General features: G+C 62.0%; 15 protein-coding genes. 8 read left to right on the top strand and 7 right to left on the bottom strand.

Annotation, left to right across the window (positions count from 1 at the left end):
- Window position 1: 1 nt before the first annotated feature.
- The 4 genes from JQ609_RS22300 to JQ609_RS22285 form a co-directional block, all read right to left on the bottom strand.
- Window positions 2-1,486 carry a type II and III secretion system protein family protein gene (locus JQ609_RS22300; protein ID WP_212206276.1) on the bottom strand — a complete coding sequence of 495 codons (1,485 nt, stop codon included), beginning with the start codon at window positions 1,484-1,486 and terminating at the stop codon, window positions 2-4.
- Window positions 1,487-1,503: 17 nt separating this feature from the next.
- Entirely contained in the window at window positions 1,504-1,833 is a 330-nt protein-coding gene (locus tag JQ609_RS22295) for a hypothetical protein (protein WP_212206278.1), read from the bottom strand.
- A gap of 127 nt (window positions 1,834-1,960) precedes the next feature.
- The gene (locus JQ609_RS22290; RefSeq protein WP_212206280.1) at window positions 1,961-2,485 is read right to left on the bottom strand and encodes a prepilin peptidase; all 525 of its coding nucleotides are present in this window, start codon (window positions 2,483-2,485) and stop codon (window positions 1,961-1,963) included.
- A gap of 220 nt (window positions 2,486-2,705) precedes the next feature.
- Window positions 2,706-2,870, bottom strand: coding sequence for a Flp family type IVb pilin (locus JQ609_RS22285; protein WP_192737154.1), 165 nt, complete (start codon window positions 2,868-2,870; stop codon window positions 2,706-2,708).
- 308 nt (window positions 2,871-3,178) lie between these two features.
- Between JQ609_RS22285 and JQ609_RS22280 the strand changes: the two genes are divergently transcribed.
- The 5 genes from JQ609_RS22280 to JQ609_RS22260 all read left to right on the top strand — a co-directional run bounded on the left by JQ609_RS22280 (window position 3,179) and on the right by JQ609_RS22260 (window position 7,305).
- A complete protein-coding gene (locus JQ609_RS22280) occupies window positions 3,179-4,009 on the top strand; it encodes a sterol desaturase family protein (protein ID WP_212274972.1) in 831 nt (276 codons plus the stop codon).
- Window positions 4,010-4,214: 205 nt separating this feature from the next.
- Entirely contained in the window at window positions 4,215-5,042 is an 828-nt protein-coding gene (locus tag JQ609_RS22275; RefSeq protein ID WP_192737156.1) for a sterol desaturase family protein, read from the top strand.
- Window positions 5,043-5,198: 156 nt separating this feature from the next.
- Window positions 5,199-6,014 carry a Flp pilus assembly protein CpaB gene (cpaB, locus tag JQ609_RS22270; protein ID WP_212274971.1) on the top strand — a complete coding sequence of 272 codons (816 nt, stop codon included), beginning with the start codon at window positions 5,199-5,201 and terminating at the stop codon, window positions 6,012-6,014.
- 115 nt (window positions 6,015-6,129) lie between these two features.
- A complete protein-coding gene (locus JQ609_RS22265; RefSeq protein ID WP_212275023.1) occupies window positions 6,130-6,663 on the top strand; it encodes a TadE/TadG family type IV pilus assembly protein in 534 nt (177 codons plus the stop codon).
- A 63-nt stretch (window positions 6,664-6,726) separates the two neighbouring features.
- Window positions 6,727-7,305 (top strand): TadE/TadG family type IV pilus assembly protein, encoded by a 579-nt coding sequence (locus JQ609_RS22260; protein WP_409363377.1) that lies wholly within the window; start codon window positions 6,727-6,729, stop codon window positions 7,303-7,305.
- 124 nt (window positions 7,306-7,429) lie between these two features.
- Here JQ609_RS22260 and JQ609_RS22255 read toward each other — a convergent pair whose 3' ends face one another.
- The 3 genes from JQ609_RS22255 to JQ609_RS22245 form a co-directional block, all read right to left on the bottom strand.
- Window positions 7,430-7,642: a cold-shock protein gene (locus tag JQ609_RS22255; protein ID WP_002714433.1), complete on the bottom strand. Its 213-nt coding sequence runs from the start codon at window positions 7,640-7,642 to the stop codon at window positions 7,430-7,432.
- 267 nt (window positions 7,643-7,909) lie between these two features.
- On the bottom strand, window positions 7,910-8,194 hold the full coding sequence (infA, locus tag JQ609_RS22250) for a translation initiation factor IF-1 (RefSeq protein ID WP_211999774.1): 285 nt from the start codon (window positions 8,192-8,194) through the stop codon (window positions 7,910-7,912).
- Window positions 8,195-8,217: 23 nt separating this feature from the next.
- Entirely contained in the window at window positions 8,218-9,648 is a 1,431-nt protein-coding gene (locus tag JQ609_RS22245; protein ID WP_212206296.1) for a DEAD/DEAH box helicase, read from the bottom strand.
- Window positions 9,649-10,209: 561 nt separating this feature from the next.
- Here JQ609_RS22245 and urtA point away from each other — a divergent pair.
- From urtA to urtC, 3 genes are all read left to right on the top strand, one after another.
- Entirely contained in the window at window positions 10,210-11,526 is a 1,317-nt protein-coding gene (gene urtA, locus JQ609_RS22240) for an urea ABC transporter substrate-binding protein (protein WP_212206297.1), read from the top strand.
- 131 nt (window positions 11,527-11,657) lie between these two features.
- Window positions 11,658-13,271 (top strand): urea ABC transporter permease subunit UrtB, encoded by a 1,614-nt coding sequence (gene urtB / locus JQ609_RS22235; RefSeq protein WP_212274970.1) that lies wholly within the window; start codon window positions 11,658-11,660, stop codon window positions 13,269-13,271.
- A 232-nt stretch (window positions 13,272-13,503) separates the two neighbouring features.
- Window positions 13,504-14,667 carry an urea ABC transporter permease subunit UrtC gene (gene urtC / locus JQ609_RS22230; RefSeq protein WP_212274969.1) on the top strand — a complete coding sequence of 388 codons (1,164 nt, stop codon included), beginning with the start codon at window positions 13,504-13,506 and terminating at the stop codon, window positions 14,665-14,667.
- Window positions 14,668-14,670 lie beyond the last annotated feature (3 nt).

The raw sequence follows: 14,670 nt of genomic DNA, 5'->3' as shown, positions 1-14,670 counted from the left end.
CTCAGTCCGTAATAAAGCCGTAGGTGCCGCGATATTTCCGTCCCGGCTCATTGCTGCGGCCCGGAACGCCGTAGACGCGATTGATGCTGCCGAGCAGATCGGTCTGCGGATCGGAAGCGTTGGCGAACCCGTCATCGGGGCGCGAAAGATCCTTCTGCGCCACCGCGCGAACCACGTAGGGGGTGACCAGGACCATCAGCTCGGTCTGGCTGTTGACGAAGTCGCGGCTGCGGAACAGCGTGCCGAGCACCGGCAATTGCGCCAGACCCGGGAAGCCATTGATGGCCTGCTTGGTCTGCTCCTGGATCAGGCCGGCCATCGCCATCGCGCCGCCCGACGGGATTTCCAACGTCGTCTCCGCACGGCGGGTCTTGATCGAGGGAATGGTCAGCGAGTTGGTGCCCGCGGAGCTGAGCGACTGGGTCAACGTGATCGAGTTGTCGTTGGACAGTTCGGATACTTCGGTCATCACGCGCAGGCTGATGCGGCCTTCGGTCAGCACGACCGGCGTGAAATTGAGCGAAATGCCGAACTTCTTGAACTGGATCTGGGTCGTACAAACGCGCGTGATCGGGTCGCAGGAATAGCCTGCGGGAACTGGAAACTCGCCGCCGGCGATGAAGGTGGCGGACTCACCGGAAATAGCGGTCAAATTGGGTTCGGCCAGCGTCCGCACCACGCCGGCGCTTTCCATGGCGCGAAGGGTAGCCGTCACCGACGGGACGTTGCCGCCGCCGAACGTTCCCGATGCGACGTTGCCTGGGACCAGCGGACGGCCATAGGCGGTAAACGGGTTGGCGTTGCTGAAGTTTACCACCGCCGTGCCGTAGGTCATGCTGGCCGTGAGGTCGATGCCCATCTGCTTGATGATGTTGCGCGCGACTTCGGCAACCGTCACCTTCAGCATCACCTGGTCGCGGCCGCGGACGGCGATCGAATTGACGACCTTGTCGGTGCCGCCGGCGAGGCGGGAGGCCAGATCAAAGGCCTGCTGCGCGTCGATCGGGCTTGCCGCCGTGCCGGTCAGCACCACGCCGTCGCCGACGCCGTCGATATGGATGTCCGAGTTCGGCAGCGTCTGCTTCAGCGCCGCACGCACGCCGTTGAGGTCGCGCTTGACCGCGATGTCATAGGCCGCGATCTGCTGGCCTGCCGAATCGAAGAATACGATGTTGGTCTGGCCCACCGCCGCGCCGATGATGTAGGCACGCTGGGAGGAGCGGACGACGGCGTTGGCGATCTTCGGATCGGCCACCAACACGTCCTTGATGTCGCGCGGCAGGTCGATCACGATCGACTTTCCGATCCCGAGCGAAACCGTGCGCGCGTTCATCTGCCCGTCCATGGCCGCCGGCGCCGCGGCGCGATAGTCGCTTGCCTTGACCGGCGTCAGGGCCGGATTGAGCGTCAGGGCTGCGACCGCCGAGAACGACAGGGCGCGGACGATGAATGTCCGCAGCATCGGCTGATTTCCCCTGCACTTCATAACGAGCGTCCTTTCGGTCACGTCTGCACCGACTGCTGGCTGACCAAGCCGTATCCGACGAGCGACGGCGCGCCGCTCTGGCGCGCACGGGCCAGTGTCATCGCGTTGGCGTTGCTGATGAAACTGTCGCTGGCGCTCGCGGCCGGCCAGGTCTGCCATTGCATATCCTTGGCCTTGAGCGACTGGCCGAGGCCGATGTCGCCGTTGGCGACCAGAATATCGATGGTCTGCAGCTCCGCGACCGGATCCGGCGCGACAGGCTGGTGGTCGGATCCGCTGGCCAGACCTGCGGCAATGCCGCCAGCGCCGATGGCGATGGTCAAAACGACAATGCGAGCGGTATTCATACGCTTCACTTTCCACATAACGCCGCGACGCTTCCGCCGCCGTGATGGGAGTTGACCAGCTATTCGTCAAAGCATGGTTAATGAGGCGTGAGTAAATTGCCTTAACGGTGCGTTACCGTTCGAAGGATCAGTGCATTGCGAGGTGCGTGACGTCGATCGACTTGATCCACTCGGTCTCCGGATAGACCATCAACGCGCCGATCGCGAGCGCGATGCCGTAGGGGATTCCGGTCTGTTTGTCGTGGAGGCGGAGCAGCCAGGCCTGGCCTGTGAGCGGCCGGGGTAGCGGCCATTGCCTGGCATAGAGCAGCAGCAGCGTCAGGGCGCCGCCGAGCAGCGAGGCATAGAGCAGATAGTTGAGCAGGTGATCGAAGCCGAACCAGAGCGCCACCCCGGCCGCGACCTTGGCGTCGCCGCCGCCGACCCAGCCCATCGCGAAACAGCCAAAGGCCACGACGAGGACAACGGCGCCGGCGCCGAGATGCATCAGGAAATCGTGCAGGCCCATTCCGCCCAGCGGCGCCAGAACCAGAAAGCCGGCCACCAGGGCCAGCGATATCCGGTTCGAAATCGTCATAGTGAAAAGGTCGCTCGCGGCCGCGAACGCCATCAGGGCCGGAAACAGCATGAGGCGGGCAATATCGAGGATCATGGATTCACACAGCCCGTGCTGCCAACGCGAAGGCCGGGAAGACCTGAAAGAAGACGTTCCAGCATCCGGCGAACCTATCGACGAGAAGTGAACAATCGGAAAACGGCCCGCACGAGACGGACCCGCAAAAACCCCGGGTCTCGAAAACGACCCTCAAGTCGCGCAAACGACAAAGGCCCCGGGTGACCCCGGGGCCTTTGAAGCAGATTGCGACGATCGCTTATTTCAGCGAGGTCGAGATCGTGCCGAAGTTGGTCGACAGCTTGCCGCCGACGCCCTGAACGGCGGTGATGATCGCGATCGCAATACCGGCGGCAATCAGGCCGTATTCGATGGCAGTCGCGCCGGACTCATCCTTGACGAAACGCGAAACGAGATTCTTCATAATAGATAACTCCTGTGTACACGTGGCTGGTCGAACTATCATTTGGTCTCGCCGGCGTTCTCAGCACCGTGACCATGACGCCACCCTAAAACCGGACCATTGCGGCGCAGTTAATTCGATTGAGCAAAACCGGGGGGAACTCGCTGTTCTCACTCAGAGTAAACGCGGAATTAAGCCAGTTGATAAAATGCGCTTAGTGTTGCGGGCCTTGTTGTCGCAGCCGCGCAGGCCCGGGTCAGTGCCGGATTCACCGCTCCTTAAGCGCGAGGGTGATACCCCCTTGGATCTCCCCATCAAGCGAGGCCGTCATGTCGGGTATGCCGTTGGAAGTCATCGAGATGATGGGCCAGACCATGGCGAAGGTGGTGCCGGTTACGATCGGCCTCGCCCTGGTGTTCACGGTGCTCTCGCATTTCTGGGCCTGCAATCCAGGCAAGCCGTGGTGGCGCAAGCGCGAACTCATCACCGACATCTGCTACTGGTTCTTCGTTCCCGTTTTCGCCCGTGTGCTCCGCATCGGGCTGTTGGTGCTCGGCGCCGGTGTTGTCTTCAACATTCATGACGTCGACGAGCTGGTCGCATTCTACGACAATGGCCACGGGCCGTTGGCCGCGCTTCCGCTCTGGGTGCAGGCACTGCTGTTCCTGGTTGCCTCCGACTTCATGCTGTACTGGCTGCACCGCATGTTTCACAGCGGCGGCTTCTGGAAGTACCACGCGATCCATCATTCTTCGGAAGATCTCGAGTGGATTTCCGCGGCGCGGTTTCACCCCGTCAACCTGTTCATCGGAACGATCATGGTGGACGTCATCCTGTTGATGGCGGGCATATCGCCCAACATCATGCTCTGGGTCGGGCCGTTCACGACCTTCCACTCGGCCTTCGTCCACGCCAATTTGAACTGGACGCTCGGCCCGTTCAAATATGTGCTGGCGACGCCGGTGTTCCACCGTTGGCATCACACCTCGCAGGAAAAGGGCGGCAACACCAATTTTGCCGGCACCTTCCCGCTCTGGGATATTCTGTTCGGAACGTTCCGGATGCCGGAAAACCAGCTGCCGGATAATTACGGCGTCGACGCCGATCAGTCGGTGCCGAACGAAATCGGTGGGCAGTTAGCCTATCCGTTTCGCCAGTAGCGCCTTTTCGAGCCAGCACGACCCGCTTCGCGCAAGCAAGACGCGTCAAGTATCCAGAGCGGGGACCTGGAGGTCCTCCCGCCGGAAGTTTTCGTCACGACCGAATTGACCGCCCAATCCGATCGCGGCACGCTGCGCGCCTTGAGTCTTGCAGAAATCCGGTTCTGCCGAGACGCCAGATCGCGCAAGGTGCTAAGAAGCGGCAATGTTCCTGGGCCTGGAAATCGTCGAGATGCTTGGCCAGACGATGGCCATTGTGGTGCCGGTGACCATCGCGCTGGCGCTGGTGTTTTCGGTGCTGGCGCATTTCTGGGCCTGCAATCCCGGCCGGCCGTGGTGGCGCAAGCGCGAACTCGTGACCGATCTCGCCTACTGGTTCCTGGTGCCGCTGTTCGCCCGCGTGTTCCGGATCGGGCTATTGGTGCTCGGCGCCGCCCTGGTGTTCCAAATTCATGACGCCGACGAACTGATCGCCTTCTATGACAATGGCCATGGGCCGCTGTCGACGCTGCCGCTGTGGCTGCAGGCGGTGCTGTTTTTGGTGCTCGCTGATTTCATGATGTACTGGCTGCACCGCATGTTCCATGGCGGCGGCTTCTGGAAATACCACGCCATCCATCATTCCTCCGAGGATGTGGACTGGATTTCGGCGGCGCGCTTTCACCCCGTCAACCTGTTGCTCGGCACCATCGGGATCGACGTCGCGTTGCTGATGGCGGGTATTTCGCCGAACGTGATGCTGTGGCTTGGCCCTTTCAACATTTTCCATTCGGCGTTCGTTCACGCCAATCTGAACTGGACGCTCGGCCCGTTCAAATACGTGCTTGCCACCCCGGTCTTCCACCGCTGGCATCACACCGCGCAGGAAGAGGGCGGCAATACCAACTTCGCGGGCACCTTTCCGCTCTGGGACATCCTGTTCGGAACCTTCCGGATGCCCAAAGACCGTTTGCCGGACAATTACGGTGTCGACGATCAGTCGACCTTCCCGCGCGAGATCGCCGGGCAACTGGCCTATCCATTCCGGAAATAGGCTCGGAACGCGAACCGTCGGGCGTCAGTCCGGTTCCCGACTACGAGGCTTGTTAACGCGACTTCGATGCGCTCCCTTAACCTTGCTTTGACCTATGTCTGGCTAGACTCGCTTCAGCGCCGGAAGCGTCGCTGCGTCATGTATGAGTAAAAGCGTATGAACACCGCCCGAATTATCGTTCTGGCCATCGCAATCAGTGCTGGCGGTGTTGCCGCATACCTTGCGAGCGGTATCGACAAAGAAGCTCCCGCACCGGTCGCAGCAGTACCGCAACTGCCGACGGTGGATGTGCTCGTGGCCAAGGATGACATCGGCCTTGGCCAGACAGTCGCCGCCGAAAACCTGCAGTGGCAGACCTGGACCGAGTCGTCTTCAAGCGGCAGCTTCATTCGCAAGAAGGACCGGCCCGAGGCCATCACCCAAATCGTTGGCTCCATCGCCCGCATGCCGTTCATCGCGGGAGAACCGATTCGCGAGCAGAAATTGGTCAAGGCGAACGGGTCAGGGTTCATGGCGGCGATCCTGCCGACGGGAATGCGGGCCGTCTCGACTGAAATCTCGGCCGAGACCGGGGCGGGCGGCTTCATTCTACCGAACGACCGTGTCGACGTGATTCTATCGAAGCGCGAGAAGCAGCAGAGTATCGATGGTGCGGGGCAGCCGCCCGATATCATCTCCTCCCAGACCGTTCTGACCAATGTCCGGGTTCTCGCCATCGACCAGGCCCCCAAGGAAAAAGAGGGCCAAAACGCGGTGCTGGGAAAAACGGCGACGCTGGAAATGACGCCTGATGAAGTCGAGGTTCTGGGAAAAGCACGCCTGAGCGGGAGTTTGTCGCTGGCATTGCGCAGCATCACGGACAGCAAAACGACCGCCGTTGCTTCAACCGGCAACAGCAAACTGGTCACGGTTTACCGCGGAAGCACCAGCGCCGACGTGCTGAGCTGCACGCCACTTTGTGCCCGGCGCTAGAGGGTTAACGTCCGCTTAACGGCGCGGGTCGTTCTGCTTCTATCCGGCGAAACACTTCGACAATCTGTTTCGGCTACTCATGACGGCAGTTCCGCTTGCGCCTGAGGTCGCTTCGATGCCGTCGCATATCCGCTCCTTCAGCCAGTTGTTGCGCCGTTTTCGCCGCAATCGCGGTGGCTCCACCGTGGTCGAGTTTGCGCTGGTCGCGCCGATGTTCTTTGCGCTGCTGTTCGCGATCATCGAGACGGCGTTCATGTTCTTTGCCAGCCAGGTGCTCGAGACCGTGACGCAGGATTCGGCGCGCATGATCATGACCGGTCAGGCGCAGAACGCCGCCTACACCCAGGCGCAGTTCAAGACCTATGTCTGCGGCAAGGTCGCCGCGCTGTTCGATTGCAACGGAATCTCCGTCGACGTGCAGAGCTATCCCCAGTTCAGCAGCGTCAACGTCAGCAACCCGATCGACGCCAGCAAGAATTTCGTGCCGACGAACAATTACAGCCCCGGCGGCCCCGGCGACATCGTCGTGGTGCGGCTGTTCTATCAATGGCCGATACTGGTCACCAAGTTCGGCTATGACATCTCGAATCTCAGCGGCAGCAAGCGGCTGTTGAGCGCGACCGCGGCGTTCCAGAATGAACCTTTCTAGAAGCATTTTTCAAGCGACCCGGTTTGCGTTGAGAAAACGCGTCAAGACAAGATAGGCAAGGCGATGAGTCTGATGAGTGGAATCTGGCTTCGCATGCGGCGCTCGGCGCTCGATCTGTCCGGCGATACCAGGGGTCTGGCCGCCGTCGAATTCGCCATGGTCGTACCTCTGATGCTGGTGCTGTTTTTCGGCACGGTCGAGTTCTCGTCCGGCGTTGCGGTCGACCGCAAGGTGACGCTGATGGCGCGGACGCTGTCGGATCTGACGTCGCAGAACGTCTCGGTCACCGACGCCCAGCTGACCAACATCTTCAACGCCTCCACCGGCATCATGACGCCCTATTCGGCCGCGCCGCTCAATTCCACGATCACGGAACTGTATGTCGATCCCACTACCAAGATCGCCCGGGTGCAGTGGAGCAAGGGCGCGGTGCCGCGCGGGACCGGAAGCACGGTGGCGATTCCGAGCGCGCTGCAGGTCGGCGACACCTATCTGATTTACAGCGAGGTCAGCTACAAATACGTCCCGGCCATCGGCTATGTGATGGCGAAGGCGGGGATCAATTTGACCGACTTCACCTATACGCGCCCGCGCCAATCGCTGTGCGTGATGTACAACACCACGGTTTGCACGAAGTCGTAACGCCGTCGCGCAGATCAATGGCGCGGGATAAATCTGATGTACGAAAAAAGGCCGCGCCATGGGCGCGGCCTTTCGTTATTTCGAAGCAATTTTCAAGGGCGCGCCGGGCGTCCTGAAAAATCACTCATCCAGCGGCGCGCAGATTGTCGGCCGAAGATTTGCCAGAGCGACGATCGGCCACGATTTCGTAGCTGATCTTCTGGCCTTCACGCAGCGTACCAAGACCGGCACGTTCGACAGCGCTGATGTGCACGAACACGTCATTGCCGCCGTCATCCGGCTGGATGAAGCCATAGCCCTTGGTTGCGTTAAACCACTTCACGGTTCCCATGCTCACGGGGGTAGTCCCTTCTCAGATATACTAGTCGTAGCCCACCTCTCGATGGGCTGGTGAGATCGAATTTTTGGAAGGGTCGTCAGCGTCTAAACCGGCTGTACCGGTGGATAGCTAATGTCGTCCGGCCGAAAATCGATGCCCAATATTATTCGATCAAGGGGTCCAAAACAATCCTGACGTGCACGATTTTTTGAACAGGGCAAGCCCGGTCCATCGCGCGCCGACATCATCTGTCGGGCACGATGGCAATCGGTCGCTGGAAGCCCGTTACCGGCGGCGGAACTGGCCGCCACGCGGCGGTGCACCACGCGGGGGACCGCTCGAGGGGCGCTCATCCTTGTGACGGAAAATCAGCCGGCCCTTCTCCAGATCATAGGGCGACATTTCGATCGTGACCCGATCGCCTGCCAGCGTCTTGATCCGGTTCTTCTTCATTTTACCGGCGGTGTAGGCAACAATTTCGTGTCCTGCGTCGAGCTGCACGCGGTAGCGCGCGTCGGGGAGGATTTCGGTCACCAGTCCTTCGAACTGGATCAGCTCTTCTTTAGCCATATTTGTCTCCAGATCGATCGAGGCTAGCGCTGCGGCCGATGGGTACGGTTGGGTTGGGTATTCGGGCGGCTCTCGCGATGCAAGAAGGCGACGCCTTGAATGCTTTCGCTGTTGCCACCCTGCGCCGGACGCGGCGACTCATGCCGGGTCGGCTGCGACGCGGCATTATTACCACCACCGCGGCGGGGACGGCGAGGGCCTTTTGAGCCCGGCGATTGCTCATGGGAACGGCCGCCGTGGCCATGGCCGTGGGCGGAATGGCCGCGCGGTGCGGACCGGCCGCCCCGGTTCTGGGACGGCGCGGGAGCTGCATCCCGGGTGCCCGGTGTGCGGCGGTCTTCGCGGGGCAGCGCCACGCGGATCAGCCGCTCGATGTCGCGCAGATAACCCATTTCCTCGGCGCCTGCGATCAGCGAGATCGCAACGCCTTCGGCGCCGGCGCGCGCGGTGCGGCCGATCCGGTGGACGTAGGTTTCCGGCACGTTCGGCAGATCGAAATTCACCACATGGCTGATGCCGTCGACGTCGATGCCGCGGGCGGCGATGTCGGTGGCGACCAGGGTGCGGATCTCGCCGGTGCGGAACGCCGCCAGCACGCGCTCGCGGTGGTTCTGCGACTTGTTGCCATGGATGGCGTTGGCGTTGATGCCGGACTTGGCAAGCGCCTTCACCACCTTGTCGGCGCCATGTTTGGTGCGGGTGAAGATCAGCGCGCGGTCGACCGGTTCCTGCTTCAGGAGTTGGGCCAGTATGCCCTGCTTGGCCGCGAAATCGACCTGGATGATGCGCTGGGTGATGCGTTCCACGGTGGAGGCCACCGGCGTCACCGCCACGCGGGCGGGGTCGCGCAGCATCGCTTCGGCGAGCTCGGCGATGTCCTTGGGCATGGTCGCCGAGAAGAACAGCGTCTGCCGCTTGATCGGCAGTTTGCCGACGATTTTTCGGATGTCGTTGATGAAGCCCATGTCGAGCATGCGGTCCGCTTCGTCGAGCACCAGGAACTCGACCTGGCCCAGCTTGAGGCCGTTGCTCTGCACCAGATCGAGCAGGCGGCCGGGGGTGGCCACCATGACTTCGACGCCCTGCATCACGGAACGGACCTGACGGCCCATCGGCACGCCGCCGATCGCGAGCGCCGAGGAGAGGCGGATGTGGCGGCCATAGGCGTTGAAGCTGTCGAGGATCTGACCCGACAATTCGCGGGTCGGCGAGAGCACCAGCACGCGGCAGCTCTTGGGCTGCACCCGGATGCGGTTCTCCAGAATGCGGTGCAGGATCGGCAGCGCGAAGGCTGCGGTCTTGCCGGTGCCGGTCTGGGCGATGCCGACCACGTCACGGCCGGTCATTGCGAGGGGGACGGTCTGGGCCTGGATGGGCGTCGGGGTGAGGTAATTTTCTTCCTTGAGGGCACGCGAAATGGGATCGGCAAGGCCGAAATCCTGAAAGGAGGTCAAAAGAGGGTTCTTTCCATTAAAAAGGCAGGCGCCCGGCCGATACAGCCAGGAGCGCGCGAGGGGTGTCTGAGACACCCGCGTGTTTGGGGCGTCGGTTTTGCTAGGCTGAAGGGGCAAGCCAGAAACCGTTGAACGGGATCAGAACACGCGGCTCGCAAGGACCTGATGATTCTCTAGGTCACGGGGCTCATATGGAACATGAACGCGGCGCTTTCAAGGTAAATCGCCGGATATGCTTGGCGCGGTTAAGAAACAGCCGGAAATTCGCAAGTTCCGGTGCACTCTCATTGGCCTGCATCGCCAAATTTTCGTGCCGTAAAATTAGACAAATGGCCTATTTTGCCTAAAATATAGACTGTATGCCGTAAAAGAATACATTTTGTCGGCCCAAAAAATAGGCGGATTTCTCGGCGATTTCCCCGCAAGCGGAAGATTATACTGCGATTCTATAGACTTACCCTGTGCTCAGGCCGTGGCACGCTTCTTGCGATTCCGTTAACGCAGGCGGCCGTTGGGGCCGTTTCGCAGCGTTTCACGCCTGCGTCAGGGAGATGACATTTCATGCTTACACAACTTACCCACGATATAGCGACGCTGAGCCGCCGCCGCTGGCTGGCGGCGACCGCGGGCCTGGTTTTGGGCCTGGCCGCATTCGGCAGCGCGCAGGCGCAGGAGACCATCAAGGTCGGCGTGCTGCATTCGCTTTCCGGCACCATGGCGATCAGCGAAACCACGCTGAAGGACACCGTCCTCTTCCTGATCGACGAGCAGAACAAGAAGGGCGGCATACTCGGCAAGAAGCTCGAGGCCGTCGTGGTCGACCCGGCGTCGAACTGGCCGCTGTTCGCGGAAAAGGCCCGCGAGCTGATCACCAAGGACAAGGTCTCTGTCGTGTTCGGCTGCTGGACCTCGGTGTCGCGCAAATCCGTGCTCCCGGTGTTCAAGGAGCTGAACTCGATCCTGTTCTACCCCGTGCAGTACGAGGGCGAGGAGAGCGAGCGCAACGTGTTCTACACCGGGGCGGCGCCGAACCAGCAGGCGATCCCGGCCGTCGACTATCTGATGAAGGACGAGAAGGTGAAGCGCTGGGTGCTGGCCGGCACCGACTACGTCTATCCGCGCACCACCAACAAGATCCTCGAAGCCTACTTGAAGTCGAAGGGCGTCAAGCAGGAAGACATCATGATCAACTACACGCCGTTCGGTCACAGTGACTGGCAGACGATCGTGGCCGACATCAAGAAGTTCGGTTCGGCCGGCAAGAAGACCGCCGTCGTCTCCACCATCAACGGCGACGCCAACGTTCCCTTCTACAAGGAGCTCGGCAACCAGGGCATCAAGGCGACCGACATTCCGGTTGTCGCGTTCTCGGTCGGCGAAGAAGAGCTCGCCGGCATCGACACCAAGCCGCTGCTCGGTCATCTGGCCGCCTGGAACTACTTCCAGTCGATCAAGGATCCGGCCAACGAGAAGTTCATCAAGGCCTGGCAGGCCTACACCAAGAACCCGAAGCGCGTGACCAACGACCCGATGGAGGCACACGTCATCGGTTTCGAGATGTGGGTCAAGGCGGTCGAGAAGGTGAAGTCGACCGATCCGGACAAGGTGATCGACGCGCTGCCCGGCATCGAAGCCAAGAACCTGACCGGCGGCACCTCGAAGATGCTTCCGAACCATCACATCACCAAGCCGGTGTTCATTGGCGAAATCAAAGCCAATGGCCAGTTCGACGTGGTGTGGAAGACCCCGGGCCTGGTGGCCGGCGATGCATGGTCGAAGGAGCTCGATGGCTCCAAGGACCTGATCGGCGACTGGGTTGGCAAGAAGTGCGGCAACTACAACACCAAGACCAACAAGTGCGGCGGTCAGGGCTCCTGATCCCGATTTGATCCGAAGGATCTGGTCCGAAGGATCATGGTCTGACTGCAACAAGAAACTTCCAAGAGAAAAAGTAGACCCGGAAGGCGGCGATGTCGCCGCCTTCCACTTACTCCTGCCGGGGTTGTAACGTGCCTGCCAATTTCTTTGACCGTCTTCGCGCTATTGTTCTGTCATTTTTCCTGATCGCAGCGTTCGCTGTGCCGGCGCTGGCGGGACCGTTCGAGGATGCGGTCGCTAAATTCGCCAATGACGAGTTCTCCGACACCGACGAGGCGATCGGCGCGGTCGCGACCTCGGGCAATCCGCTGGCCTTTCCGATCATCAGCGCGCTGCAGGACGGCCGGCTGTCGGCCGATCCGGAATCCAAGAAAGTTTTCGTCACGGGGGCCGACGGCAAGATCATCGATGCGGCAACCGGGGCCGCGGTGGCCAGCCTGCCCGCGGGTGCCGCTGCCGTCCGCCTCAACAACCGCCTGCGCCGCACCGTGGAGGCCGCCCTCGGCGGTCTGACGCTGCTGTCGCCGGATCCGGCCAAGCGGCTGACGGCCGCGCAATCGGTCTTCAAGAGCCATGACGAAGCCGCGCTTTTGGTCATCGACGGCGCGCTGGCGAAGGAGACCAACAAGGCGGTGAAGGCGGCCTTTGCCGAGGCCCGCGCCGCCATCCTGCTCTACAAGGCGGATGCGTCAGACGCAGAGAAGCTGGAGTCCATCGCCATCATCAAGGCGCGCGGCGATCAGGAAGCGCTCGCGCTGTTGACGGGCCTCGGCAGCGATGCGTCGCCGCCGGTGGCGCAGGCTGCTAGCAGCGCGATCTCCGCGATCCAAAGCAATCTTGCAATGTGGTCGATGGTGCAGAACGCCTGGTACGGCCTGTCGCTCGGCTCGGTGCTGCTGCTGGCGGCGATCGGGCTGGCGATCACCTTCGGCGTGATGGGCGTCATCAACATGGCCCACGGCGAAATGGTGATGCTGGGCGCCTACACCACCTTCGTGGTGCAGGAGGTCATCCGCACCAGCTATCCCGGCCTGTTCGACTATTCGCTGCTCATCGCGGTGCCATCGGCCTTCCTTGTTGCGGGCGCGATCGGCGTCCTGATCGAGCGCAGCATCATCCGCTTCCTCTACGGCCGCCCGCTGGAAACCCTGCTCGCGACCTGGGGTCTCTCGCTGGTGCTGCAGCAGGCGGTGCGCACCGCGTTCGGCCCCACCAACCGCGAAGTCGGCAATCCCTCCTGGATGAGCGGCGCGTTCGAACTCGGCCAGATCACCATCACCTACAACCGGCTCTGGATCCTCTGTTTCACGCTGGCGGTGTTCGCCATCCTGCTCGCGATGCTGCGCTACACGGCGCTCGGGCTCGAGATGCGCGCGGTGACGCAGAACCGCCGCATGGCGGCGTCGATGGGCATCGCCACCTCGCGCGTCGACGCGCTTACCTTCGGCCTCGGCTCCGGCATCGCCGGGATCGCCGGCGTGGCGCTGTCGCAGATCGACAATGTCAGCCCCAACCTCGGCCAGAGCTACATCATCGACAGCTTCATGGTGGTGGTGTTCGGCGGCGTCGGCAATCTCTGGGGCACGCTGGTGGGGGCCTTCACGCTCGGCATCGCCAACAAGTTCCTGGAGCCGGTGGCGGGGGCCGTGCTCGGCAAGATCGCGATCCTGGTGCTGATCATCCTGTTCATCCAGAAGCGGCCGCGCGGCCTGTTCGCGCTCAAGGGACGGGCGATCGAAGCATGACGCCGCATGTTGCAATGGGATGCTTCACCGCGCTGCGCTCTGACTCCCTCTCCCGCTTGCGGGGGAGGGCTGGGGTGGGGGTCTCTCCACGAGCGCCGTCGCCTAGTGGAGACACCCCCACCCGCCGCGCTCTGACGAGCGCCATAGCCGAAGCTTCGCTTCGGCGTTCTCGGCTAAGAACGGTCGCCGTAGGCGACCTATGCTCCCCCGCAAGCGGGAGAGGTGACCACCTATGACGCCGCATGTCCTCACCCGCTCGCTGGATCGCAGCGCGACCGTCTTCCTCTTGATCGTCGCCGGTCTCGGCGTGCTGATCCCGCTGTCGAACCTGCTTCTGCCCGCTGGATCGATGTTCCAGGTGCCGACCTATCTGGTCGCCCTGTTCGGCAAATATGTCTGCTACGCCATTCTGGCGCTCTCGATCGATCTGATCTGGGGCTATTGCGGCATTCTCTCGCTCGGCCATGGCGCGTTCTTCGCGCTCGGCGGTTACGCGATGGGCATGTACCTGATGCGACAGATCGGCAGCCGCGGCGTCTACGGCAATCCGGTCCTGCCCGACTTCATGGTGTTCCTGAACTATCCGTCGCTGCCTTGGTACTGGTACGGTTTTGATATGTTCTGGTTCGCGGCGCTGATGGTCTTGGTCGTGCCGGGCCTGCTCGCCTTCTGCTTCGGCTGGCTGGCGTTCCGCTCCCGCGTCACCGGCGTCTATCTGTCGATCATCACGCAGGCGATGACCTACGCGCTGCTGCTGGCGTTCTTCCGCAACGATTTCGGCTTCGGCGGCAATAACGGCCTGACCGACTTCAAGGACATTCTGGGCTTCAACGTCCAGGCCGACGGCACCCGCGCCGCTTTGTTCATCCTGAGCTGCCTGGCGCTCATCATCGCTTTCCTGATCTGCCGCGCGGTGGTGACGTCGAAACTCGGCAAGGTGCTGATCGCGATCCGCGACGCCGAGTCGCGCACGCGATTTCTGGGCTACCGCGTCGAATCCTACAAGCTGTTCGTGTTCACGCTGTCGGCCTGCATGGCCGGCGTCGCCGGCGCGCTGTATGTGCCGCAGGTCGGCATCATCAACCCCGGCGAATTCGCGCCGGGCAATTCGATCGAGGCGGTGATCTGGGTGGCGGTCGGCGGCCGCGGCACGCTGATCGGGGCTGCGCTCGGCGCCATCGTGGTCAATTACGCGAAAACCGTGTTCACCTCGGGTCCGCTGGCGCCGTATTGGCTGTTCATGCTGGGCGCGCTGTTCATCCTGGTGACGTTGTTGCTGCCGAAGGGCATCATCGGCACCTTCAATGCCTGGTATGAGCCGTGGAGCGCAAGGCGCCTCAACGCCGAAAGTGCCGCGCGCGAAGACGGCATCAGCGCACCGAAGCCGGCGGAGTGAGCG

The sequence above is a fragment of the Bradyrhizobium sp. AUGA SZCCT0169 genome (assembly GCF_018130085.1).
Lineage (GTDB): Bacteria > Pseudomonadota > Alphaproteobacteria > Rhizobiales > Xanthobacteraceae > Bradyrhizobium.
Note: the sequence above shows the minus strand (reverse complement) of the source record. Positions and strands in the feature narration are given on the sequence as shown.